This is a genomic window from Brachybacterium equifaecis, from assembly GCF_023509525.1.
Classification (GTDB): Bacteria; Actinomycetota; Actinomycetes; order Actinomycetales; family Dermabacteraceae; genus Brachybacterium; species Brachybacterium equifaecis.
The window spans coordinates 570,342-594,272 of record NZ_JAKNCJ010000002.1; the positions used below are offsets into that span (position 1 = coordinate 570,342).

24 protein-coding genes are annotated in these 23,931 nt (G+C 71.3%); 4 read left to right on the forward strand and 20 right to left on the reverse strand.

The window, feature by feature from the left end:
* Positions 1 to 5: 5 nt before the first annotated feature.
* On the reverse strand, positions 6 to 482 hold the full coding sequence (locus Bequi_RS07060) for an NUDIX domain-containing protein (RefSeq protein WP_249737235.1): 477 nt from the start codon (positions 480 to 482) through the stop codon (positions 6 to 8).
* Between the two features lie 152 nt (positions 483 to 634).
* Between Bequi_RS07060 and Bequi_RS07065 the strand changes: the two genes are divergently transcribed.
* Entirely contained in the window at positions 635 to 2,068 is a 1,434-nt protein-coding gene (locus tag Bequi_RS07065; protein ID WP_249737236.1) for an N-acetylmuramoyl-L-alanine amidase, read from the forward strand.
* Between the two features lie 172 nt (positions 2,069 to 2,240).
* Here the strand turns inward: Bequi_RS07065 and glpK are convergent, their stop codons facing one another.
* The 3 genes from glpK to Bequi_RS07080 form a co-directional block, all read right to left on the reverse strand.
* Positions 2,241 to 3,794: a glycerol kinase GlpK gene (gene glpK, locus Bequi_RS07070; protein ID WP_249737237.1), complete on the reverse strand. Its 1,554-nt coding sequence runs from the start codon at positions 3,792 to 3,794 to the stop codon at positions 2,241 to 2,243.
* Between the two features lie 62 nt (positions 3,795 to 3,856).
* A complete protein-coding gene (locus Bequi_RS07075; RefSeq protein ID WP_249737407.1) occupies positions 3,857 to 4,597 on the reverse strand; it encodes an MIP/aquaporin family protein in 741 nt (246 codons plus the stop codon).
* Positions 4,598 to 4,861: 264 nt separating this feature from the next.
* The gene (locus Bequi_RS07080; RefSeq protein ID WP_249737238.1) at positions 4,862 to 6,610 is read right to left on the reverse strand and encodes a glycerol-3-phosphate dehydrogenase/oxidase; all 1,749 of its coding nucleotides are present in this window, start codon (positions 6,608 to 6,610) and stop codon (positions 4,862 to 4,864) included.
* A 138-nt stretch (positions 6,611 to 6,748) separates the two neighbouring features.
* Between Bequi_RS07080 and Bequi_RS07085 the strand changes: the two genes are divergently transcribed.
* The gene (locus tag Bequi_RS07085; protein WP_249737239.1) at positions 6,749 to 7,708 is read left to right on the forward strand and encodes a sugar-binding transcriptional regulator; all 960 of its coding nucleotides are present in this window, start codon (positions 6,749 to 6,751) and stop codon (positions 7,706 to 7,708) included.
* 3 nt (positions 7,709 to 7,711) lie between these two features.
* On the opposite strand, the gene Bequi_RS07090 is transcribed toward Bequi_RS07085, so the two are convergent.
* Positions 7,712 to 8,071 (reverse strand): MFS transporter, encoded by a 360-nt coding sequence (locus tag Bequi_RS07090; protein ID WP_249737240.1) that lies wholly within the window; start codon positions 8,069 to 8,071, stop codon positions 7,712 to 7,714.
* Entirely contained in the window at positions 8,068 to 9,210 is a 1,143-nt protein-coding gene (locus tag Bequi_RS07095) for an MFS transporter (protein WP_249737241.1), read from the reverse strand. Before Bequi_RS07095 ends, Bequi_RS07090 begins: the two co-directional genes overlap by 4 nt.
* A gap of 227 nt (positions 9,211 to 9,437) precedes the next feature.
* Here Bequi_RS07095 and Bequi_RS07100 point away from each other — a divergent pair, with 227 nt between their 5' ends.
* A complete protein-coding gene (locus Bequi_RS07100; RefSeq protein WP_249737242.1) occupies positions 9,438 to 10,025 on the forward strand; it encodes a dihydrofolate reductase family protein in 588 nt (195 codons plus the stop codon).
* A gap of 97 nt (positions 10,026 to 10,122) precedes the next feature.
* Here Bequi_RS07100 and Bequi_RS07105 read toward each other — a convergent pair whose 3' ends face one another.
* The 14 genes from Bequi_RS07105 to Bequi_RS07170 form a co-directional block, all read right to left on the reverse strand.
* Complete coding sequence (locus Bequi_RS07105) at positions 10,123 to 10,587, reverse strand: SRPBCC family protein (protein WP_249737243.1); 465 nt, start codon at positions 10,585 to 10,587, stop codon at positions 10,123 to 10,125.
* A 376-nt stretch (positions 10,588 to 10,963) separates the two neighbouring features.
* Entirely contained in the window at positions 10,964 to 11,932 is a 969-nt protein-coding gene (locus Bequi_RS07110; RefSeq protein ID WP_249737244.1) for an ABC transporter substrate-binding protein, read from the reverse strand.
* Positions 11,933 to 11,975: 43 nt separating this feature from the next.
* A complete protein-coding gene (locus Bequi_RS07115; protein ID WP_249737245.1) occupies positions 11,976 to 12,641 on the reverse strand; it encodes an ABC transporter permease in 666 nt (221 codons plus the stop codon).
* A complete protein-coding gene (locus tag Bequi_RS07120) occupies positions 12,638 to 13,363 on the reverse strand; it encodes an ABC transporter permease (RefSeq protein WP_249737246.1) in 726 nt (241 codons plus the stop codon). Before Bequi_RS07120 ends, Bequi_RS07115 begins: the two co-directional genes overlap by 4 nt.
* Positions 13,360 to 14,169 (reverse strand): ABC transporter ATP-binding protein, encoded by an 810-nt coding sequence (locus tag Bequi_RS07125; RefSeq protein WP_249737247.1) that lies wholly within the window; start codon positions 14,167 to 14,169, stop codon positions 13,360 to 13,362. Before Bequi_RS07125 ends, Bequi_RS07120 begins: the two co-directional genes overlap by 4 nt.
* A gap of 142 nt (positions 14,170 to 14,311) precedes the next feature.
* The gene (locus tag Bequi_RS07130) at positions 14,312 to 15,343 is read right to left on the reverse strand and encodes a Gfo/Idh/MocA family protein (RefSeq protein WP_249737248.1); all 1,032 of its coding nucleotides are present in this window, start codon (positions 15,341 to 15,343) and stop codon (positions 14,312 to 14,314) included.
* The gene (locus tag Bequi_RS07135; protein WP_249737249.1) at positions 15,340 to 16,452 is read right to left on the reverse strand and encodes a Gfo/Idh/MocA family oxidoreductase; all 1,113 of its coding nucleotides are present in this window, start codon (positions 16,450 to 16,452) and stop codon (positions 15,340 to 15,342) included. The genes Bequi_RS07130 and Bequi_RS07135 overlap by 4 nt, the downstream gene beginning before the upstream one ends.
* A gap of 26 nt (positions 16,453 to 16,478) precedes the next feature.
* Positions 16,479 to 17,402 carry a class II glutamine amidotransferase gene (locus Bequi_RS07140; protein WP_249737250.1) on the reverse strand — a complete coding sequence of 308 codons (924 nt, stop codon included), beginning with the start codon at positions 17,400 to 17,402 and terminating at the stop codon, positions 16,479 to 16,481.
* A 104-nt stretch (positions 17,403 to 17,506) separates the two neighbouring features.
* Positions 17,507 to 18,349 carry an amino acid ABC transporter permease gene (locus Bequi_RS07145; protein ID WP_249737251.1) on the reverse strand — a complete coding sequence of 281 codons (843 nt, stop codon included), beginning with the start codon at positions 18,347 to 18,349 and terminating at the stop codon, positions 17,507 to 17,509.
* A complete protein-coding gene (locus Bequi_RS07150) occupies positions 18,346 to 19,035 on the reverse strand; it encodes an amino acid ABC transporter permease (protein WP_249737252.1) in 690 nt (229 codons plus the stop codon). The genes Bequi_RS07145 and Bequi_RS07150 overlap by 4 nt, the downstream gene beginning before the upstream one ends.
* A gap of 63 nt (positions 19,036 to 19,098) precedes the next feature.
* The gene (locus tag Bequi_RS07155) at positions 19,099 to 20,082 is read right to left on the reverse strand and encodes a glutamate ABC transporter substrate-binding protein (protein ID WP_249737253.1); all 984 of its coding nucleotides are present in this window, start codon (positions 20,080 to 20,082) and stop codon (positions 19,099 to 19,101) included.
* Between the two features lie 140 nt (positions 20,083 to 20,222).
* Positions 20,223 to 21,044 carry an amino acid ABC transporter ATP-binding protein gene (locus Bequi_RS07160; RefSeq protein WP_249737254.1) on the reverse strand — a complete coding sequence of 274 codons (822 nt, stop codon included), beginning with the start codon at positions 21,042 to 21,044 and terminating at the stop codon, positions 20,223 to 20,225.
* Between the two features lie 115 nt (positions 21,045 to 21,159).
* On the reverse strand, positions 21,160 to 21,993 hold the full coding sequence (locus tag Bequi_RS07165) for a class II glutamine amidotransferase (RefSeq protein ID WP_249737255.1): 834 nt from the start codon (positions 21,991 to 21,993) through the stop codon (positions 21,160 to 21,162).
* A 249-nt stretch (positions 21,994 to 22,242) separates the two neighbouring features.
* Positions 22,243 to 23,046, reverse strand: a complete 804-nt coding sequence (locus Bequi_RS07170) for a PfkB family carbohydrate kinase (protein WP_249737256.1) — start codon at positions 23,044 to 23,046, stop codon at positions 22,243 to 22,245.
* A 177-nt stretch (positions 23,047 to 23,223) separates the two neighbouring features.
* On the opposite strand from Bequi_RS07170, the gene Bequi_RS07175 reads away from it, so the two are divergent.
* Positions 23,224 to 23,706 (forward strand): GtrA family protein, encoded by a 483-nt coding sequence (locus tag Bequi_RS07175; RefSeq protein WP_249737257.1) that lies wholly within the window; start codon positions 23,224 to 23,226, stop codon positions 23,704 to 23,706.
* Positions 23,707 to 23,931: the final 225 nt, after the last annotated feature.

Here is a 23,931-nt window from a genome sequence, read left to right on the forward strand (position 1 = left end):
CCCGCTCAGTACAGGTCGGCCTCTGCCTCGCCGTCCAGAACGGCGAGGCAGCGCCGCACCCGGCGGGCGCCCCAGGGGCCGAGCAGATCGAGCGCGGCGTCGTCGGCCACCATCCAGCCGTCGAGCTCCGCCTCCTGCGGGATGATCCGCGCCTCGAGCTCGGCGAAGGGGATCACGCCCGCATCGAAGACGAAGTGGACGCCCATCGGCGCGGAGACGGCCGCGCGCGAGGGCGCCCAGTCGGCCGTCAGCAGGCGCCCGACCTGGAGATCGAGCCCCAGCTCCTCGCGCACCTCGCGCTGCGCGCACTCGCGGGCGTCCTCCCCTGCATCCACTCCCCCACCGGGCAGGAGCCAGTGGACGCGGTAGTTGGGCTTCTCGATGACCACGCGCCCGTGCTCGTCGCGCAGGATCACGGCGCCGGAGGTGATGACCTTCGGCAGACCGGCGAAGTACACGGGATCGGGCAGGAGTCGGTTCATCGGGCCATCCTGGCACGGCGCCCCGAGGGAGGCTGCCCGGAAGTCGCTTCCATCGATCCGAGTCTCAACGCAAGACTCTTCCATTTGCGCCTGCGAGGTGGCACACTCGACGGCTCCGGGTGCGACGACGCGCCCCCGACATGAGGACCGCTATGTGCCTGCCTGACATCACCCCCGCACGCCGCGACGAGCGCGACGAGCTCCTCGCCTCCCTGACCCGCCGCTCCGCGCTCGGAGGGCTCGGAGGGCTCGCCCTCGCTGGGCTCGCTCTCCCCCTGGGCGCCGCAGCCGCCCACGCGGCGCCCGCGAAGCCCAGGACTCCTTCCGCGCCCGCGCCGCTGAGCCCGCCGCCCGGGACGTTCGCGCCCGAAGGGCCCGCGGGTCTCGACATCGAGGTCATCCCCTCGGCCTACCAGTCGATGAACCCCGCCGACCCCGACGACTACGCGAGCTACTCGCTCGCCGAGCGCGGTCCCGCCGACATCGACGCGATCATCATCCACGACACCGAGACCGACTACGACCTGGCCATCGAGATCTTCACCAACCCGGCCTACTACGCGTCGATCCACTACGTCATCCGCGAGGACGGCCGCGTCACGCAGATGGTGCGCAACCAGGACATCGCCTGGCACGCAGGGAATTGGACGTTCAACCAGTCCTCCATCGGCATCGAGCTGATCGGAGTGGCCGAGGAGCCCGAGCACTACACCGATGCGCAGTACGAGTCCGCCGGCCGTCTCGTCGCCTACCTCTGCGAGCGCTACGAGGTCCCACTGGACCGCGATCACATCCTCGGCCACGAGAACCTTCCCGGCGCGAGCCCCGCCTCCCACGGGAAGATGCACTGGGATCCGGGCGCCTACTACGACTGGGAGAAGCTCTTCGCAGCCGCCGACGCTCCCGCGGCTCCCCTGCGCAGCGGCCGCAGCGGCAAGGCCGAGACCGTGCGCATCGCTCCGGCCTACGAGTCCAACGTGCGGGACTTCCTCAGCTGCGATCCCGGAGAGGGCCGGCTCCCGGCACGGCCGACGTCGGTCCTCATGGTGCGCACCGCGCCGCGCGACGATGCGCCGCTGCTCACCGATCCGGCGCTGGCTGCGGCGAAGCCCGCGATCACCGGCCAGGACTACATCTGCGACTGGGGGAACCAGGTCTCCTGGGGCCAGACCTTCGCGGTGGCGGACCGTGTCGACGGGTGGTGCGGGATCTGGATCTCGGGGCGGATCGGCTGGGTGAAGGAGACGGACCCATCCGGCGCTTCCGCGATCGAGGTGCCGCCGCCCAGCGTGAAGACGGTCCGGCCGAAGAAGAACCGCGCGGTGAAGGTCTACGGGGCGTCCTTCCCGGGCGAGCAGGCCTTCCGGGCTGCCGGTCTCGAGCCCGTGGTCCTCGCCCCGCTGCCGTACTCGCTCACGGACGAGCAGGCCTACGTCCTGCAGGACGTCTCCCAGGGCGCCTACTACTGGTCCCCGCGGTTCGACGGCACGCACGGGCAGTGGGTGCGGGACGACACCTCGTGGGCGCGCATCCAGCTCAACCAGCGCTCCGCGTTCGTCAAGACGTCGGACCTGCGCGGCGTCTGACACACAGGCGGTCCGAGGCGGGCGGCAGCAGCGGCTCCGCCCGCCTCTCCCCCGCAGGCCTCGGCCGGAAATGCAGTCGGCGCACTGGCGTTCCACGGATGGAACACCAGTGCGCCGACTGCGCTTCAGGAGGCGGGGGCCCGGCTGAGCCGAGCCCCCTCCCCGTGCCGGATCAGCCGTACAGCGCCTCGGTGTCCTCGTCGACCCAGTCGAGGGTCCGCTCGATGGCCTTCTTCCACAGGCGCATGTAGCGGGCGCGGGTCTCCTCGTCCATCTGGGGCTCCCAGCGCTTGTCCTCGGCCCAGTTGTCGATGACGTCCTGCTCGCCGTCCCAGAAGCCGACCGCGATGCCCGCGGCGTACGCGGCGCCGAGCGCGGTGGTCTCGATGACCTTGGGGCGCACGACGGGCACGCCGAGGATGTCGGCCTGGAACTGCATGAGGGTCTCGTTCTTCACCATGCCGCCGTCGACCTTGAGCTCGGTGAGCTCGACGCCGGAGTCGGCGTTCATCGCGTCCAGCACCTCGCGGGACTGGAAGGCCGTGGACTCCAGGGCCGCGCGCGCGATGTGGTTCTTGGTGATGTAGCGGGTCAGACCCACGATCGCACCGCGGGCATCGGACTTCCAGTGCGGAGCGAACAGTCCCGAGAAGGCAGGGACGATGTAGCAGCCGCCGTTGTCGTCGACCTTCTTCGCGAGCTCCTCGATCTCCGGGGCGTCGGTGATGAGGCCCAGGTTGTCGCGGACCCACTGCACGAGCGAGCCGGTGACCGCCACGGAGCCCTCGAGGGCGTAGATCGGCTTGCTGTCGCCGATCTTGTAGGCGACGGTCGTCAGCAGGCCGTTCTCCGAGTGCACGAGCTCCTCGCCCGTGTTGATGAGCATGAAGTTGCCGGTGCCGTAGGTGTTCTTGGCCATGCCCACCTCGAAGCACGCCTGGCCGAAGGTGGCCGCCTGCTGGTCGCCGAGGATGCCGGCGATCGGGGTGTCGATGAGCAGCCCGTTCTTGCGGCCGTGCCCGTAGACCTCGGAGGAGGACTTGATCTCGGGGAGCATCGACATCGGGATGCCCATGTCCTTCGCGATGTCCTCGTTCCAGTCGAGGGTGTCGATGTTCATGAGCATCGTGCGCGAGGCGTTGGTGACGTCGGTGACGTGCACGCCGCCCTCGACGCCGCCGGTCATGTTCCACACGAGCCAGGAGTCGGTGTTGCCGAACAGCAGGTCGCCGGCCTCGGCCTTCTCCTTCGCCCCCTCGACGTTCTCGAGGATCCAGGCGATCTTGGGGCCCGAGAAGTAGGTGGCGAGCGGGAGGCCCACGCGCTCCTTGTACTTCTCCGCGCCCTCGTCGCCTGCGAGGCGGTCGCAGATCTTCTGGGTGCGGGTGTCCTGCCAGACGATCGCGTTGTAGACGGGCTCGCCGGTGGTCTTGTCCCAGACCACCGCGGTCTCGCGCTGGTTGGTGATGCCGACGGCGGCGAGCGCGTGGCGGTTGATCTCCGCTGCGGACATCGCCTCGGCGACGACCGAGCGCAGGTTCTTCCAGATCTCGATCGGATCGTGCTCGACCCATCCCGCCTTCGGGAAGATCTGCTCGTGCTCCTTCTGGCCGGTGGCGACGATCTGCCCGGCGTGGTCGAAGACGATCGCGCGGGTGGAGGTCGTGCCCTGGTCGATGGCGAGGATGTACTTCTTCTCGCCCTTGTCGGTGGACTTGTCGTTCATCAGTACTCCCTTGTGGTGATGGTCGGACGGAACTGCGTGAACAGGGTGGGAGCCGAAGCGGCTCAGAAGGCGAGCGCCACGAGGCCGGCGAGCACGCCGCCGACGATCGGGCCGAGGACCGGGACCCAGGCGTAGCCCCAGTCGGAGCCGCCCTTGTTCGGGATCGGGAGGATCGCGTGCATGATGCGCGGGCCGAGGTCACGGGCGGAGTTGATGGCGTAGCCCGTCGGACCGCCGAGCGAGGCGCCGACGGCGACGACCAGCAGGGCGACGGCGAGCGGCCCGAGACCCGAGGGGGTGGAGCCGAACATGATGATCACGAACACGAGCACGAAAGTGCCGATGACCTCGGTGATGAAGTTCCAGCCCAGCGAGCGGATCTCGGGGCCCGTGGAGAAGACGCCGAGGATCGTGCCCGGATCGGTCTCCGCGTCGAAGTGGTTCTTGTAGACGACCCAGACCAGCAGGGCGCCGATCATGGCGCCGATCATCTGGGCGACCAGGTAGGCGATGACGTTGCCGGCGGTCGCGGGGATCGCCGCGAGGCCGAGGTCAGGGTTGCCGCCGAACATGTCGCTGCCGTTGGCGAGCAGGCCGAGCGTGACGGCCGGGTTCAGGTGCGCGCCGGTCGCGTAGGCGACGTAGACACCGGCGAAGACCGCGAGGCCCCAGCCGATGTTGATCATCAGCCAGCCGCCGCCGTTGCCCTTGGTCTTGGCCAGGATCGCGTTGGCGACGACGCCGCCGCCGAGCAGCAGGAGCATCGCGGTGCCCGCGATCTCGTGCAGGAAGATGGTGCCGATCGTTCCCATGGGATCTCCTCATCGAGTGCGCCCCCGCCTCTGTGCGGGGACGAGCGTCCCGGGGCCGCTGGGTGCGCGGCGCCGGGTGCGGCCGGGACAGGCCGCGGTGCCAAGCCGACGGCGTCGGCAGGCGGATGGACCGGGGGCGGTCCGGGGTGCGCCGTCGGACGAGCCGGGGCGGGATGGTGGGTCGAGGATAGCGGCTGCCGGGGCGTTCCCCGACAGCCGCCGTGCGCCGCCGGGGAGGGCCCGGCGGCACGCGGATCAGCGGCCGGCGGACCCTGCGGGGGTGCCGGGTGCGGCGGCGACGGCGGCCGCAGCGGCCTCGTCGCTCGCCGTGGTCTCGCCCTCGAGGCGGGCGGCGATGTGCGCGGAGTACGCGGAGACCTCGGCCTGGGCGCGGGCCTCGTCCCAGTCGAGCTCGGCGGCGAGGATCTGGGCGATCTCCTCGGCGGCGTCGACGCCGCGGTCGGAGGTCTCGTAGTCCAGCCGCGTGCGGCGCTCGATGACGTCGGCCAGGTGGCGGACGCCCTCGGCGCGCGCCGCGTAGACGATCTCGGCGCGCAGGTAGCGGGGCGCGTGCGCGAGGGGCGTGCCGAGCTCGGAGTCCTCGTCGATCAGCGCCAGCACGTCGGTCAGCAGCGCGCCGTAGCGGAACAGCAGGCGGTCCATGCGCACGGCGTCGAAGCCGTACCGCGCGGCGATGGCGCTCTTGTCGCGCACGAGCTCCTGGTATCCCTGGGCGCCGATGATCGGCACGGAGGTGGTGAGGCTGCGGCGGCCCGGGAAGACGTCCTTGATCGCGAAGTCGACGACGTCCTCGGCCATCACGCGGTAGGTGGTGAACTTGCCGCCCGCGATCGCGGAGAGCCCGGGCTCGACCTGCATCACAGTGTGCTCGCGCGAGACCTTGGTGGAGGAGCCGCCGCTCTTCTTCACCGGCTGCAGCAGCGGGCGCAGTCCGGAGTAGACGCCGATGACGTCCTCGCGGGTGAGGTCGCTCTTCAGCACGGCGTTCGCGTGCTCGATGATGTAGTCGATGTCCTTCCCGGTCGCGGAGACGTCATCGACGTCCTGCTCCCAGGGGGTGTCGGTGGTGCCGATGACCCAGTACTCGTCCCACGGGATCAGGAACAGCACCGACTTCTCGGTCTGCGTGATGACGCCCGTGTCGGGGGCGGCGGGGATGCGGTCCTTCGCGACGGAGATGTGCACGCCCTTGGAGGCGAGCACCTCGAGGCCGGCGTCGGCCCCGGCGAGGTCCTGCTGCTCGCCGGTCCAGACGCCGCCGGCGAGGATGGTGGTGCGGGCGTGGATGTCGAACTCCTCGCCGCTCTCCTCGTCGCGCACGCGCACGCCGGTGACCTGCTCGCCCTCGTGGAGGTAGTCGAGCACGCGGGTGTAGTTCGCGGCCGCGGCGCCGTACTGCGCGGCGGAGCGCACCAGCATCATCACGAAGCGGGCGTCGTCCATCTGCGCGTCGTAGTACTCGAGGGCGCCGACGATCTTCTCGCCGTCCAGTCCCGGGAAGACCTCGAGCATCTTGTCGTGCAGGAGGTGGCGGTGCATGGGGACGGCGCGCTTGCGGCCCACCATCTGCATCGCGTCGTAGAGCATGACGCCGGAGCCGATGAACGCGCGGTCCACGACCTTCTTGAAGAAGGGGAAGACGAACTTGATGGGATGCACGAGATGCGGGGCGGTGCGCTCGATGAGGAGGTCGCGCTCGCGCAGCGCCTCGGCGACGAGCTTGAAGTCGAGCATCTGCAGGTAGCGCAGGCCGCCGTGCATGAGCTTGGAGGACTTGGAGGAGGTGCCGCTGGCCCAGTCGGCGGCCTCGACGACGCCGACGGAGAGTCCGCGGGTGGCCGCATCGAAGGCGGCGCCTGCGCCGTTGACGCCGCCGCCGACGACGAGGACGTCCAGCGGGTTCTCGGCGGTGGCGGCCTTCAGGCGATCGATGTGCTCGGATCGGGCGGAGGGCGAGAGAAGGGATTCACGCAGGGACGGCATCGTCTGCTCCTAGCTGACCGGGGGCGGTCGTCGTCGGTGGTGCAGGGCGCCGTCGGAGCGGCCGCCCTGCCGCGGGTCTATGGTGGAACCGATGTGCGATGCGTGCAATACCTGTGCACAGATGTGCACAATAGGCCTATGAGAGCGGATGATCGGCGCGCGCTGGCGTTCGAGGCTGCACGGATGTACTACGAGGACGCCCGGACCATGGAGGCGATCGCGTCTCGGCTGCGCGTCTCCCGCTCCACGGTGTCGCGGCTCCTGAGCGACGCGCGCGAGGAAGGCATCGTGCGGATCTCCCTGCACGCGCCGGGCGCCCGCAGGGTCAGCGACCTGCAGGAGGAGCTGTCCGCGCTCCACGGGGTGCGCGCGATCGTCGTGCCCTCGCCCCGCGAGCAGAGCGAGCACGACCGCCTGTCAGCCGTGGCCGCCGCCGGGGCGGAGGTCGTCAGCGCGCTCGTGCAGCCCGACTCCGTGATCGGCCTCGCCTGGGGCACCACCATCGCCGCGCTCGTCGGCGCGCTCGAGCCGCGCCCCCTGCCCGGGCTCTCGATCGTGCAGCTCAACGGCGCGATCAACGCCGCCGGCGCGGGCCTGCCCTACGTCTCGGCGATGCTCGCGCGCGCCGCGGACTCCTGGGGCGCGCGCGTGCACCTCTTCCCCGTGCCCGCCTTCTTCGACTACCCCGAGACGCGCGAGGCGCTGTGGCGCGAGCGGTCCGTGCGGCAGGTGCTCGCCCTGCAGTCCCGCTGCCGGCTGGCCGTGTTCGGCGTCGGCGCGTTCGACGCCGAGGTGCCCAGCCACGTCCACACCTCCGACTACCTCTCGGCCGAGGACGTGCGCAGCCTGCGCGCCGACGGCGCCGTCGGCGACGTCTGCACCGTGTTCCTGCGGGCCGACGGCACCTGGCGGCCCGTGCGCATGAACGCGCGCGGCTCGGGTCCGAGCCCGGAGGCGCTCGCCCGGATCCCCCGCCGCGTGCTCGTCGCTGCGGGGCCGCGCAAGGCCGTGCCGCTGCGGGCGGCGCTGCTGTCGGGCTGCGCGACCGATCTGGTGGTCGACGAGGTGACCGCGGCCCGCCTCATGCAGCTGGGCTGAGGTTCAGGAGGCCTTCGCCGAACCGGCCGTCCTCGGGACGAGCACGATCACCGCGATGAGCGCGAGGATCACCATTCCCGCCTCGAACAGGTTCCCGGCCATCGCGCCGAAGCGGATCGGGAGGGCGTCGGGCGCACCCTGGAACAGTCCCCCGGCGGCGATGCGGTCGGGATCCATCGCGGAACCCGCGGCGAGGATCGCGCCGGCGATCGCGAGCCCGATCGCGGCGCCGAGCGAGGAGGCCATCTTGAAGACGCCCGAGGCCGCGCCGCTCTGCTCCGTGGGCACCGAGGAGATCGCGGCGTCGGTCGCAGGGGTGGCGAAGAACCCCAGGCCCGTGCCGAACAGGGTCATGCCGATCACCGCGACCACCACGTAGACGGGCAGCGGGAGGAACGTGAGGGAGCACAGGGCAACACCGCGGTGCCGAGGATCGCCATTCCCCAGGTCATCGGGCGCTTCGGGCCGAAGCGCTGCAGCAGCTTCTCCCCCACCCGGATCAGCGAGAGGATCGCGATCAGGTAGCCCAGGGTCAGCGAGGCGGCGGCCAGCGGGGACCAGCCGGCGCCCTTCTGCAGGAAGTTCTGCACCAGGAAGATCGTGCCGATCGTGGCGTTGGCCAGGAAGTTCGCGACCACGGCCCCGGTGAACGTGGGGATGCGGAACAGGTCCAGGTGCAGGAACGGTGCGGCCTTGCGCGTCTCGATCGCGATGAAGGCGATCAGTCCGATCACCGTCACCACGAGCAGCGCGATGCCCGCGAGGGAGAGCCAGCCGATGCGCGGCCCCTGGGAGATGTACACGTTCAGCGCCAGCAGGGTGATCACGAAGACGATCACGCCGCCCGGGTCGAACCGGGCGTGGCCGCCAGCGGGCGCCTGCGCCTTCACCTCGGGGGTGCCCCGCGTCAGCAGGAGCGCGCCGATCGCGACCAGGATCGACAGCGCGAAGATGCCGCGCCAGCCGAAGAACGAGGAGGCCATCAGCCCTCCGAAGAAAGAGGTCACCCCCGAGCCGCCGAAGGTGCCGATCGAGAAGAAGGACACCGCGCGCTGGCGGTCGGCGCCCTGGAAGAAGGTGTTGATCAGCGCGAGCGCCGAGGGCATGATCGCCGCGGCGCTGAGGCCCTGGGCGATGCGGCCGCCGAGCAGGACGCTCGAGGTGAGGGCGCCGGCGTCGGCCGGGGCGAGAGCGACGAGCGCGGAGCCGATGATGCTGAGGACCAGGCCGATCCGCAGCATCCTCACGCGGCCGAGGCGGTCGGCGAGGCCGCCGGCGACCACCACGAAGATCCCCGAGAAGAGGGCGGCGACGGAGACCGCGAGGTTGGTCGTGGTCTGCGGGATGCCGAGAGAGCTCTGGACCGCCGGGTTCACGTTGATGAAGGTCTGCGCGAACAGCCAGAACGTGATGACCGCGAGGACGATCCCGATGAGCCAGCCGGTCCCGGGCCGGAATCCGTCGGCCGCGAGGGCACGGGCGGGGGCATGCGAAGCGGGCATGGGGACTCCTCTTCCAGGGCGATCGCCTGCGGCGATCGGGTGTGCACAGCGTACGGGCGGATCGTCCGGGGGGAGGGACGTTCTTCCCTCGCGCCCCGGGGGCTAGTCTGTGCACGCATCCGGCGCCGGCACCCCGCGGAGCCCCCCGGACCTGATCTGGAGGACCCCATGACCGACCCTGCTGCGACGCCCGCCCCCGGGCGTCCCGTCCACTTCGAGGCTGCGGCATGACCCGCCCGCTGATCCTCACCGAGATGATCACGCTGGACGGCGTGATGGAGGCGCCCGGCGGCCCTGATGAGCACCCGCGCGCCGGCTGGACGTTCGAGAACATCGACTTCGTGCCCGAGGCCTATGCCCTCAAGGGCCGCGAGCAGATGGAGTCGACCGCCCTGCTGCTGGGCCGCGTGACCTTCAGGTTCTTCGCGCCGGTCTGGCCCTCGATGGACGAGCAGTTCGCGCACTACAACGCGCTGCCCAAGTACGTCGTCTCCACGACGCTCGACGCCGAGGAGGTCGAGGCGAACGCCTGGGGCGACTGCCACCTGCTCACCTCGATCGACGACGTCGCTGCGCTCAAGGAAACCGAGGGCGGACCGATCATCGTGCACGGCTCCGGGAAGCTCGCCCAGTCGCTGCTCGCGGCGGGCCTCGTGGACCGCATCCACCTGCTCACGTTCCCCGTGGTGCTCGGCGCGGGCCAGCGCCTCTTCTCCAGCGAGGACGCCGGCATCGCGCAGCTGAAGGTCCTGGAGGACGAGACGTTCTCCAACGGCGTGCGCGCCACCGTGCTGGAGGTCGTGCGCGAGGGCTGAGAGTCTGCGCGCATGCAGGAGGGGCCCGTCGGCAGATGCCGACGAGCCCCTCTTCGCATGCAGCGCGAGCGCTGAATGCAGCGCGCGGGCGCTGAGATCAGGCGACCGCAGCAGCCAGCTGGTTCAGGGAGTCCTCGAGCTCGTCCGCGGAGACCTTCGGGAAGATCGAGGCGAGCTTCTTGTCGGTCACCTTCGACCAGTCGTAGGTGAGGGTGACGAGGGTGGAGTCGGAGCCCTGGGACTCGAGGGTGTAGAGCCACTCCCAGCCGGCGGGCTCGGTCTTGCTCTTCTCCTGGGCCGGCTGCCAGCCGATCATCTTGTTGGAGTCGAACGCGGTGACGTGGTTGAACATCTGGTAGTCGCCGCCCATGTCCTCGGCGTGCATGTTCATCACGAAGACCTCGCCGGTCTTCGAGATGCGCTCGGTGTTCTCGGCGGAGCGGACCATGCCCGAGCCGTCGAACTCGTGGTGGCGGGCCGGCAGGCTCAGCAGCGAGAAGATCTCGCTGGCCGGGGCGTCGATGGTGCGGGAGACGGAGAGGGAGGTGTCGTTGGTGTTCATGCCTCCTACCCTGCCACCGCGAACCTGGGAATCGCACCCGTGCGCTTGGGCGGAAGCTGGGAGGCGTGGCCGCCGGAGGGCCGGGAGGCCGCCTCCGGACCGCCATGCTCACCGAGGCGCCAGTCTCCGGCCCGCCCACGTACCTTTCGTCCGGCGCAAAGGTACCCCAGGGGGCCACAGTGCACGGAGCACTGCGTGCGGCCCATGCCCCTTTCCATCGAGGCGGATCTGGCCCGCTCCCGTACCTTTCGCGCGGCGCAAAGGTACCTGAGCGGGCCGAACGCGCAGGGGGCGTGCGGGCCGGGCCGAACGTGCTGGGGGCGTGTGGGCCGGGCCGGAGGGGGGCGGCCCCCGCCCTCGGCGGCCCCCGCCCCTGTCAGCCCGCGAGGCCCTTCGCGGCCAGCCAGTCCTTCGCGATCGCGGCGGAATCGGCCTGCTCGTCGACGCTGCGGGTGTTCAGCGCGATGAGCTCCTCGGTGGTGAGGGCGTCGGTGACGGCCTTCAGCGCGGCGGCAGCGGCGTCATCGACCTTCGCGGAGACGATCGGCACCACGTTCTGCGGGAGGATCATCGACTTCGGATCCTCGAGCGCCACCAGGCCGTTCTTCCCGATCGCGGGATCGGCGGTGTAGATGTCGGCGATCTGGACGCTGCCGTCCAGCAGCGCGGCGAGCGTGAGCGGGCCGCCCGAGTCGGAGACGGGCACGAGGGTGATGTCCACGCCGTAGCTGCTCTTCGCGCCGGCAGGGCCGTAGGGACGGGCCTCGAACTCGGGATTCGCCGCGATCTGCAGATCCGCGATCCCCGCGAGGTCGCCGATCTGCGCGAGCGAGTGCTGGGCGGCGAAATCGGCGGTCGTGGAGTAGGAGTCCTGGTCGGTGGCCTGGGCGTACGCAAGGGCGCGCAGGCCCTCTGGCAGCGACGTGCCGAGCGCGGCGGAGAGCTCGTCGGCCGTGCCGGTGGTGATCGCATCGTCGAAGTACTGGGCGAGGTTCCCCAGGTACTCGGGCATGACGTCGATCGCGCCGGACTGCAGCTCGGGGACGTACACCTCACGCTGGCCGATCTGGTACTGCCGCTCGACGCTCGCACCCGCGCCCTCGAGCGCCTGCGCGAACAGCTCGGCGATGATCTCGTTGGAGTAGTACTGCTGGCTGCCGACGACGATCGCCCCGCTGCCCGCCGCTCCCCCGCTCGTGGCGCCGGATGCGGGGGCCGAGGTGCCCTCGGCCAGCGGATCGGAGTTCGAGCAGGCGGCGGCGCCGAGGACGATGGCCCCGGCGCCGGCGATCCCGGCGAGCGCGCGGCGGGAGACCGCGGAGGCGGAGGTGCTGCTGGAGGTCATGGTGTCTCCTTCGGAGAGCGAGTGATGCGGCGGATGCGGTCGGTCAGGCGCGGGCGGCACCGCGGGGAGCGGCGACCCGTTCGAGCAGCCGCAGGGCGAGGTCGATGACGAGGGCGAGGGCCACCACTAGGATGGACCCCGCGAGCATCTGCGGGTAGTCCTGGATGTTGAGGCCCAGGAAGATGAAGCGGCCGAGGCCGCCGTTGCCGATGTAGGCGGCGAGCATGACCGTGGAGATCACCTGCACGCTCGCCAGGCGCACGCCCGAGATCAGCAGCGGCAGCCCCAGCGGCACCTCGACGCGGGTGAGGATCTGCCATTCTGTCATGCCCTGGGCCCGGGCGGCGTCCACGGTCTGCGAGTCCACCGCCTCGACCGCCGAGTACGCGCCGGCCAGCAGCGAGGGGATCGCGAGGATCACGAAGGCGAGGATCGGGGCGGTCAGCCCGATCCCGAACCAGAGCCCGAACAGGGTCACGAGGCCGAGGGTGGGCAGGGCGCGCGCGGCGCCGCTGAGGGTCACGGCGAGCCCGCGGCCCCGGCGCGTGTGGCCGACGAGCAGGCCGATCGGGATCGCGATGGCCGCGGCGATCGCGACGCCGAGCGCGGTGTAGGCGAGGTGCTCGAGCAGGCGCACGCCGATGCCCGTCGGCCCCGACCAGCGGGCAGGGTCGGCGAGCCACTGCAGGGCGAGGAGGAGCTGGTTCATCGCGCCTCTCCCGTCTGCTGCGCCGCCTGGTGGGCGGTCTGCGCCGTCTGCTGCCCTGCCCGCGGCGCCGTGCGCACCTTCGCGGTCCGGGCCGGTCGGCTCCACGGGAGCAGCAGTCGACCGGCGAGGACGATGAGGGCGTCGAGCAGGAGCGCGAGGGCGGCCGTCAGCAGGATGCCGGAGAGGATCTCGGCGGTGATGCCGCGCTGGAAGCCGTCGATGAACAGCAGGCCGAGGTTCGGGACGCCGAGCACCCCGCCGACGGTCACAAGCGACACCGTGCTCACGGCGACCACGCGCAGCCCGGCGACCAGTGCCGGCCCCGCGAGCGGCAGCTCGACCTGCCAGAACCGGGCCCAAGGGGTGAAGCCCTGGGCGGTCGCGGAGTCGAGCGTCGCGCCGCGCACGGCGCGCAGGGCCTCCGCCGCGGTCGGGATCATCAGGGCGAGGCCGTAGATCGTCAGCGCCACCACGATGTTCAGGGGGCTGCGGATGCTGGTGCCGAGGATGATCGGCAGCACGATGAACAGCGGCAGGGAGGGGATCGCGTACAGGAGCCCCGCGGTGGTGGTGACGGAACTGCGCAGCCAGCCGCGGGCGCTCGCGAGCTTCGCGATCGGCACCGCCAGCACGAAGGCGAGCAGGATCGGCGGGAGGGACTGGAGGAGATGCGCCCCGAGCCGGGAGGCCAGCAGGTCCAGGTTCGCGAGGACCCAGCTCACCGGAGCACCCCGGCGACGCGGCCCGCGCCGTCCAGGACGATGCGCTCGCCGTCCTTCTCCTCGACGTGCAGGGCGCGCCGCCCCTCGCGGCTGCCGACGAAGGACTCCACGAAGTTGTCGGCCGGAGCGGCGAGGATCTCCGCGGGGGTCCCCGACTGGGCGATCACCCCGCCCGGGCGGAGGATCACGACCTCGTCGCCGAGCAGGAACGCCTCGTCGATGTCATGGGTGACGAACAGGATGGTCTTGCCCAGGTCGCTCTGCAGGCGCAGCAGCTCCTTCTGGAGCTCCGCGCGCACGATCGGGTCCACGGCCCCGAACGGCTCGTCCATCAGCAGGATGTTGGGATCCGCGGCGAGCGCGCGGGCGACGCCGACGCGCTGCTGCTGCCCGCCGGAGAGCTGCGAGGGGTAGCGCTCGCCGAGGTCCCGGCCGAGGCCGACCATCTCCAGGAGGTCGGCGGCGCGGGCGCGGGCCTCGCGCTTCGGCTTCCCATTCAGGACGGGGACGGTCGCGACGTTGTCGAGCACGGTGCGGTGCGGCAGGAGCCCGGCGGCCTGCATGACGTATCCGATGCGGCGGCGCAGCTTCACGGGATCCATCGTGGCGACGTCGGTGCCGTCGATCAGCACCTGGCCGCTGCTGGGCTCGACCATCCGGTTCACCATCCGCATGAGGGTGGTCTTGCCGGATCCGGAGGTGCCGACGAGCACCACGGACTCATGGGAGTCGATGGTGAAGGAGAAGTCGTGCACCGCCGTGGTGCCGCCGAGGTAGGTCTTCCCGACGCGGTCGAAGCGGATCATGGGGGGGGGTGCTCCTCAGGTCGGCGCGGGCAGCGGGGGTGCCCGGCTCCGCCCCGGGACTGCAGGACGGGCGACTCGCCACCCTACGGGCTCTGCTGCCCCGCGCTCCCGGGCAACGTACAGGGTGGGACGGATCCTCTGCTCAGGCGGTCCCGGCTCGGAGCGGCGGGCTCTCGGCTCCGGCCGACGGCGCCGCTGCGGCCGGCCCCAGACCCGCTCCGCGCAGCGTCTCGAGCGCGAGGCGGAGTACGGCCTGGCTGTGGTCCAGGCGGCGGTCGCGCTCGGCGAGGTCGCCCGCGGCGATCATCCGCGCGAAGGCCCGGAACTCGGGGACCATGCGGTGCTCGGCAGGCTGCTCGGGGGCGCTCTCCTCCGCCTCTCCGCGGCGCTGGACGCGCACGGGGCCCATCGTGTTCGGCGGTCCGTCCACGGCGATCCATCCGTCCGTGCCCTGCACGGCGGTGCGCCGCGGGCCGTAGGAGTCCTTCGCGCAGACGCAGACGGCGGTGCTGTCCCCGTAGTCCAGGACCAGCACTCCGGAGGTGTCGGCGCCGCGCTCGATGCGCGGGGTGTAGCGGACGCGGCGCGGGACGCCCAGGAGGCCGACGGCGAGGTGCAGGGTGTAGATGCCGATGTCCAGCAGCGCCCCGCCGCCGCGGGCGGGATCGAACGCGGCGGGCGTCTCGCCACGGGCGAAGGCGTCCAGCCGCGAGGAGCGCTGGGAGTAGTCGCACTGCAGCAGGCGCACGTCCCCCACCAGGTCCAGGTGCGTGCGCACCCACTCGAAGGCGGGCAGGTCGAGGGTGGTGATGGCCTCGACGAGGATCAGCTCGCGCTCCTCGGCGATCGCGCGCAGCTGCGCGAGGTGGTCCTCGCGCAGCACGAAGGGCTTCTCGCAGATGACGTGCTTGCCCGCCTCGAGGGCGGCGATCGACGCCTCGAAGTGGAGGTCGTTGGTGAGCGCCACCCACACGGTGTCGACGCCGGGATCGGCGAGGCACGCCGCGAGGTCGGTGTGCACGCGCGCGATCCCGTGCTCGCCCGCGATCGCCTCGAGCTTCTCGCGGCTCGCGGGGCGGCCGAAGATCGCGGCCAGCTCCAAGCCCTCGACCTCGCGGGCGTGCGGGAGGAAGTCGCGCACGATCATCCCGCTGCCGAGGACGGCGAGCCTCATCGGGGTGCCGCTCCGGTGCCTTCCGGCGCGTCGGCGCCCGCGGACGCGCCGCCGCCCGCCGGCGATCCCTCGCTCGCCGCGGCAGAAGCGGGCACCCAGCCGCGCATGCCCTCCTCGAGGATGCCGATCACCGCGATCGTCTCCTCGTCGCGCACGATCTTCTCGGCGCCCTCCACGATCGAGGCGTGCACGCCGTCGTAGAAGCGCGCGTAGTCGCCGGGGATGCTCGGCACCTTCTCCTCGTGCCGCTCCCCCGCCGCGTCGACGTACGTGAGGGTGCCGTAGTGCTCCGGCAGGTCGAGGCCGAACCCGGGGGTGCCCGGGACCGCGAACAGCTTGAGGTGCTCCTCCTGGCGGTCCTCCGTGGTCTTCACGAACACGCCGCGGCGGCCGTAGAGGACGAACCGCGGGCGGTTCACCACCCGGAAGTAGCTGGAGGCGACCCGCACCGTGAAGCCCTCGTAGTCGAGCGCGACGTCGAAGTAGTCGTTCATCCGGCCCGCTCCGAGCAGCTGGCGCACGTCGCTGCGCACGGCGGCCGGCGCGCCGAACAGGCTGATGGCCTGGTCGAGCGTGTGCACGCCGTGGGCGTAGAGGAAGGACAGGCCCGGATCCTCGGCCGGGGCGAAGGACTCCGGCACCTCGGGGCGGTAGTAGTCGTAGTGCATCTCGACCTCGAGCAGCTCCCCGAGTACGCCCGACTCGATCACGGACTTCGCGGTGAGGAAGTCCGAGTCGAAGCGGCGGTTCTGGTAGCCCTGGACGAACAGGCCCTTCTCCGCCGCGAGGTCGAAGATCTCCCGTGCCTCGGCGGCCGTGGGCGCGAAGGGCTTGTCGACCACGACGTTCTTCCCGTGCTCGAGCGCCTCGCGCGCGAACTGCGCATGGGACTCGGCAGTGGTGGTCGTGACGATGACGAGGTCGATCTCCGGATCCGACCAGATCTCCTCGGGGTCGCGCACGTACCGCACGCCGTCGATGAGATCCCAGGTCGGGGCGCTGCGGCCGTAGATCGTCCGGATGCGGAAGGTCTCCGGGCGGAAGAGCAGGAAGGGCGCGTGATAGCGGTTCGTGCTCTTGCCGTTGCCGATGAATGCGACGTTCAGCATGGAATCTCCTCCGGCGCGGCGCCTTCTCAGGCGGTGGTGGCGAGCAGCGAGGCCTGCGCTCCGGGAGCGTCCGGCCGACGAGCCGCCCAGGCGGCCTCCCCCTCGGCGCGGGCGGTCGAGAGCTGGAAGCCGGGAAGCGCGGCGTGCTCGCGCACCTCGAGGGAGGTGCGGGCGATCTCGATCGCGCAGCCCTGCTCGATCACGGCGAAGCCCGGCTGGTCGTAGCCGGTGGAGCTGACGAGGACGCGGTGGGCGTCGACCCGCCAGCACAGGTCGTAGGTGTCCCAGGTCGACGTCGCCTGGAGCTGCTCCGGATCGGATTGGGCATAGGCGATGAGCGCGTCGGGGGTCATGAGCAGGCAGTTCAGGCCCTCGGGATAGCGGCCGCCGAGCTCGGGGATCCAGCGGGTCAGATCCGCGGCAGCGCGCTGGATCGCGCCTGCCCACCCGTGCTCGCGAGCGTGCACGGTGATGAGGCTGAAGTAGATCTCCGAGTCCGTGGTGCCGCGCACGGGGCGCCCGCCGAGGGCGAGCACCTTCTCGCGCAGGCCGGCGGGCATGTCGAACTGGCCGTTGTGCGCGAAGGCGACGGGGCCCTCGGTGAAGGGGTGCGTGTTCTCCAGGGCGAGGGCGAGGCCCTCGCTCGCGCGGCGCAGGTGCACGATGATGATCTCGCCGTCGGCCTCCGCGATCGTCTCGCCGTAGGCGTTGGAGGCGCGCGCGGTGTCGATGCCGCGGCGCACGTGCAGGCCGGAGGCGGCATCGGCGTGGACGTCCTCGAGGGCCGACGGGTCCTCGGTGCCTGCCCGTCCCGGAGCGCCCGAGTACCAGGCAGCGCCCCAGCCGTCCTTGTGCTTCTCGGACAGCGCCGTGAACAGCGGCAGCTCGTCGGGCACCGCCTCCAGCAGAGGGGTGGGCTCGCGGGTGATGACGCCGAGCAGTCGGCACATGGCGGGGGCTCCTGAGAGGGATCGAGCGGGGGCGGGGCGGGCGCGGCGTCACCCGGCCGCAGGCGGGGCGGGCGTGCAGCGCCCGGATCGGACAGTACCCGGGTTCAGCGGGTGCGCGCGGACCCTTCCGCGGCGCGTCGGCGCATCCTGCGGTCCAGCAGGTTCGCCAGTCGCGTCAGCAGGAAGTTGATGACGATGTAGATGCCGGAGACGACGAGGTAGGTCTGCACCAGGAAGCGGGTCTGGCCGACCATGTTCTTGCCCTGGAACTGCAACTCGTTGTAGCTGACCACGAACCCGAGGGTGGAGTCCTTCAGCAGGCTCACGAGCGCCAGGATCAGGCTCGGGAGCACGAGGCGCACGGCCTGCGGCAGGATCACCGAGAACATCGTCTGCGTTCCCGAGAGGCCGATGACGGCCGCCGCCTCGTGCTGGCCGCGGTCCACCGCGCCGATGCCGGCGCGGAACACCTCGGCGGTGGTCGCGGAGCTGACCAGGATCATCGGGATCACGAGCATCCAGAAGCGCGGGAAGAAGATGCCGTACACGGGCAGGGCCAGCAGGAACGCGTAGACCACCAGCAGCATCGGGATGCCGCGGAAGAACTCGATCCAGGCCGTCGTGATCCAGCTGACGGCGCGCACGCGCGAGATGCGCCCGAGAGCGAGCAGCAGGCCCAGCGGGAAGGCGAAGACCGCGGCGACGGCGGTCGCGAGCAGCGTGCCGCGCAGACCCTGGCCGAGGAAGGCGATGTAGTCCCAGCGCAGGTACGGGAGCCACTTGCGGGCCTCGAGCTGGCCGTTGACATGGAACTGCCACAGGCCGAGCGCGAGCAGGGCGAGGATCGCGAGGCTCGAGAGGATCGAGATCAGCAGGATGCGGCGGCGGCCCTTCGGCCCGGGGGCGTCGAACAGGACCTGCGTGGCGGCGGCGGATCGAGTGCTCATGCCTGGGCCGCTCCCCTCAGTCGATCGGTGGTGCGCAGACGGCGAGCGCCCGGGGCGACCGCGCGCTCGATGCGCCGGCCTCCGTAGGCGATGCCGAGGGACAGCACGAGGTAGACGGCGCCGGCGAAGAGGAACAGCGGGATCGCCTCGGCGGTCTCGCCCGTCAGGCGCTGGGTGAGCTGGGTGGTCTCGGAGATCGAGATCGCCGCGCACAGCGAGGAGCCCAGCAGCGTGCCGATGAAGACGTTCACCAGCGGCTGCACCATCGTGCGGAACGCCTGCGGCAGCACGACGAACCGCAGCACCCCGAAGAAGCCCAGGCCGATGGACCGGGCCGCCTCCGCATGGCCGACGGGCACCGTGTTGATGCCCGAGCGCACGTTCTCGCACACGAACGCCGCGCTCGAGAGCGTCAGTCCCGCGACGCCGCACCAGAAGTACGGCAGCAGCAGGCCGGCATCGGGCAGGCCGAACGCGATGAGGATCAGCAGGCTCAGCAGCGGGATGTTGCGGAAGATCTCCACGTACACCGTCGCGAATCCGCGCAGCGGGGGGATCGGGCTCACGCGGCACACGGCGAGCGCCGTGCCGAGCAGGAGCGCGAGCCCGTACCCGCACAGCGTCAGCGCGAGCGTCATGCCCACGCCGCGCAGCAGCAGCGGGAGGTTGTCCAGGATGACCTGCATGGGACCTCTTCGAGGAGCGGGCCCGCCCGACGCCGCGAGGGCGCCGGGCAGGCCGTGGCGGGATCAGGCGGGGAGATCGCCCGGGGTGGGCGGCTCGGGGGCGTCGCCCTCGATCACCTGGCCGACGGTCGCGTCGTACAGCTTCTTCCAGGTGCCGTCCTCCTCGATCGCGCCGAGGAAGGCGTTCACGAAGTCGAGGGCGTCCTCGTGCTGCTTGGACAGACCGATGCCGTAGGGATCCTGCGTGAAGGGCTCGCCGACGACCGTGACCTCGGGGTCGGCCTTCGAGTTGCCCAGCAGCACGCCCTGGTCGAGCACGTACGCGTCGGCGCGGCCCTGCTTGAGCGCGGCGACGCAGGACTCGTTGTCGGCGAGGGTGTCGACGCTCGCGGGGTCCTTCACGTTGTCGGTGATCGCCTGGATGCCGGTGGAGTTCGCCTGGGTGACGAGCTTCTTGCCGGTAAGGTCGGCGGGGCCGGTGATCGAGGAGGCGTCCTCGGTGCGCACCTGGATCGCGGTGCCGGAAAGGTAGTACGGGCCGCCGAAGTTGATCTTCTCGAGGCGCGCGGGGGTGATCGAGTAGGTCGCGATCACGCAGTCCACGGTGCCGTTCTCGACCATGGTCTCGCGGGTCTCGACGGTGGTGTCGAGGTACTCGACCTTCTCCTCGCCGCCGTCGCCCAGGATGTAGCGGGCCAGGAGCTGGGTGATGCCCGCGTCGAAGCCGGTGACCTGGCCGCTGGCGGGGTTGATCAGGGAGAACACCTGGTTGGCGGTGGTGCCGCCGCGCTTGAGCGATCCGGCCTCCTTGATGGCGGTGGCCCACGCGCTCGCGGCGATGTCGGTGTCCGCGGCGACGGGGCCGCCGGCGATCACGGCGTCGTAGGCGGCCGTGTCGGTGCCGCCGCCGTCGCTCGCGTCCCCGCCGCCGAGCGAGGGGGCGTCGGAGGAGTCGCTCGAGCAGGCGGCGAGGGCCGCACCGATCGGCAGGGCCGCGGCTGCGGCGACCACGGCGCGGCGGCCGGGACGGAAGGTGGTGCGTGACATGGGTTCTCCATTCGTCAGGCCGCCCCGGTCGGGGCGACGGAGGTGCGAGGGGCCGGGACGGTCCGGATCCGGCGGCCGGAAGGGCCGACGGGCGGTTCCCGGCGCGGGCGGATCAGTGCGCAGGGATCAGCGCGCTGGGATCAGTGCGGGAGGATCTTCGAGAGGAAGTCGCGGGCACGCTGGGTCTGCGGCGCGGTGAAGAACTGCTCGGGGTCGCCCTGCTCGACGATCTCGCCCTGGTCCATGAAGACCACGCGGTCGCAGACCTGCCGGGCGAAACCCATCTCGTGGGTGACCACGAGCATCGTCATGCCGCCCTTGGCGAGCTCGGTCATCACGTCGAGGACCTCGTTGATGACCTCGGGATCGAGCGCGGAGGTCGGCTCGTCGAACAGCAGGGCCTTCGGCTTCATGGCGAGGGCGCGCGCGATCGCGACGCGCTGCTGCTGGCCGCCGGAGAGCGCCGCGGGGAGGTTGTTCTCCTTGCCCTTGAGGCCGACGCGCTCGAGCAGGCGCATCGCCTCCGCGGTGGCCTCGGCCTTGGAGATGCCGCGCACCTTCGTCGGCCCGAGGGTCACGTTGTCGACCGCGCGCAGGTGGGGGAAGAGGTTGAACGACTGGAACACCATGCCGACCTCGCTGCGCAGGCGTGCGAGCTCGCGGCCCTCCTCCGGGAGGGGCTGGCCGTCGATGGTGATCTCCCCGTCGGAGATCGTCTCGAGGCGGTTGATGCAGCGGCACAGCGTGGACTTGCCGGAGCCCGAGGCGCCGATGACCGCGACGACCTCGCCGCGGTGCACGTCGAGATCGATGTCCTTCAGCGCCTGGAAGTCTCCGAAAAACTTGTTCACTCCGCGCACGGTGATGAGCGGGGCGCCGTCCGCGGCGGCGGCGCTGGCGGCAGCAGGTGCGTGAGCGGCGTGATCAGGCGTGGAGCCCGTGGCCGTGCTGGTGTCGGTCATACGGGGAAGCATCGCGCGCCGCGCGCGATATGTCCACGCGCTGACACAGCGGTTCACATTTCGGAACCGTTTCGTGACCCGCGGGGAGCGCCGGAATCACAGCCTTCCCGGCATTTCAGGCGGCGAGGAGATCCCCCGCGGCCTCGTCGGCCAGCTCCGCAAGAGGCGTCGGCGCAGCGCCCGCCTCGAGCGGCGGCACCACGCGCACGACGAGCGTCTCGCGGTCCACCACGAGCGCCTCGCCCTGGCCGAGCACGCTGTAATCGTCCTGCGGGAGGCCGGAGGAGATCACGAGCACGCGGTCGGCGTCGGCCCGATAGCGCAGCACGAAGTTGTCGTCCGTGTGGTGCGGCAGCCGCTGGGCGGGGTCGTACTCGCAGTAGGCCACGAGCTCATCAGGGCTCGTGATCAGGCAGTTCAGCGCGGCCGGCGGGCGGTCGGCGTGCTCGCGGGTCAGCGCGCCGATCTCCGCGGCGGCGCGCTGCACGGCCTCGGCCAGCGGATGCGTGCGGTGATGGACCGTGATGAGGGAGAGGAACAGCTCCGAGTCCGTCATCCCCTGGGGCGTGCGCCCGCCGCGCGCGAGCACCGCGGCGCGCAGGGCATCCGGGCGCGCGAAGTAGCCGTTGTGGCAGAACATCAGGTCGCCGGCCTGGAAGGGATGGATGCTCGCAGGATCCGGCGGGAGCGTCGGAGAGGACTTGCGCAGGTGCACCATCACCAGCGGGCCGACGGCCTCGCGTGCGGCCGTCTCGTACACGCCGCACTCCCGCGCAACGGCGAGCTCGCGGCGCAGCTGCGGGGTGCGGGCGTCGGGACCGTCGTACCAGGCGATGCCCCAGCCGTCGCTGTGCACCTCGGACTGGTCGGTGAAGGGCGCGAACTCCTCGCGCAGGGCCTCGGAGAGGGGGACCGAGGGGAGGGTGACAGCACCCAGGAGGCGGCACATGGCAGCGGACCAGCTTTCGGAACGCGGTGACAGGGGGGTGGGCCGAGCAGTGAGGCGGTGGAGCCGGGATGCTCGCCAGCCTCGGCGCTGCGCGTTCCATGCTCTTCGGGGAATTCTGCTGGTCGGCGGGCCCCGCGCCACTGCCATCCGCATGCTGGGACGACGGTGGCGCGAGGAGTGAGACGCGGGGGCCGACGGATGCGACCTCTGCCGGCCCTGCGGCAGGCCCGCGCTCAGAATCGCAGCAGGTCAGGTGCGGTACGCGCCCTGGTAGACGAGGTCGAATCCGGCGTGCGTGCTCTGGCGGTGGGCGATGGCGCTCGTGACCACGGCCTTGCCGATCCGCGCGGCCTCGAGGGGCGCAGCGCCCTTGGCGAGCTCGGCGGTGATGGCGGCCGCGAGGGTGCAGCCGGCACCGGTGACGCGGTGCTCCCCGATCTTCGGCTCCCGCAGCTCGACGAGCTGCTCGCCGTCGCAGAACACATCGACCGCGTCCTCCCCGGCGATCTCCACCCCGCCCTTGGCGAGGACGACGGCGCCGGAGCGCTCGTGGATGATCCGGGCCGCCTCGGCGAGCTGCGCGGGGGTCTCGATGACCTCCATCCCCGAGAGGATCTTCGCCTCTCCGTGGTTGGGGGTGACGAAGGTGGCCAGCGGCAGGATCTTCTCGATGAGCGCGCCGTCGGTGCGGGCCGCAGGGCTCGCGGTCTCGCCTTCCTTGCACACCAGCACCGGATCGAGGACGACCGTGCGGAACGCGCCGCTGCGCAGGGAGTCGGCGACGACGTCGATCGTCTCCTCGGTGCCGAGCATGCCGATCTTCACGGTGTCGATGTCATGGGCGGCGGTCGCGGTCTCGATCTGATCGGCGATGACCTGCGGGTCGATCGGCACGAAGCGATGCGACCAGCCCGCCTCGGGGTCGAAGCTGACGATGCAGGTCAGCGAGACGAGCCCGAAGACGCCCAGCTGGTGGAAGGTCTTGAGGTCGGTCTGCGCGCCGGCACCGCCGGTGGACTCGGATCCGGCGATGGCGAGGACGGGGCGGGGCATGGGGCTCCTCCTGGGAAGCGGTGGCGGGGCGCTCGCTCCGGGCCGGGGGCGCGGCGCGAGCACGGGGCACCGAGCGCTCCCAGGCCCCGTCGGCGCGTCCCTCACGGGCGCCCGGCAGGCCGTCGCTGCGGCAATCGACCAGCCATCGTACGCCCAGCGTTCGCGTACAGTGCGGGGGTGCCGCGCCCCGCCCTCCCCTCCGCCGTGACCCGGCATCTGGGGCCGACGGCGAAGTTCCTGGCGGTGGGCGGGATCGTCTTCCTCATCGACGCCGCGCTCTACAACCTCCTCGTGTTCTGGAATCCGGCCGAGGGGCTGACGGGATGGTCGGGCGGCATCCTGCACGCGCACCCGCTGACGGCGAAGGTGCTGACGATCGCGTTCGCCTCCTGCCTCACCTATGCGGGCAATCGGATCTGGACCTTCGGCGACCGCCCCTCCCCCGCGACCGCCCGCTCGATCATCGCGTTCGCGGTGATCAACGTGGTCGCCGCCGGGCTGCAGCTCGCGTGCCTCGGCTTCTCGCGGTACGTCCTGCACCTGGACTCCCCGCTCGCCGACAACATCTCGGGGAATCTGATCGGCCAGATCGTCTCGACAGGCTTCCGGTATGTGACGTACGGGCGGTTCGTCTTCCCCGATCGCCGCGACAGGGAGTGACCCAGGCGACTCCAGATCCGGCCGGGAGTCGCGCGTGATCGACGCCATATCGCAGTGCCCGACGAGCCCTGACGTGCACTGTTGATCGATCCATCGCCTCTGCGCGCGGCATCGCGGCAGATCACAGGATTTCTCCGGGGGCGATTCCGGCATCCCGGAATCGGCGGGCGGCGGCGGCGCCGGGCCCGCCCCGGCTCTGCGGCGCATAGCACGCCCTGCTGACTT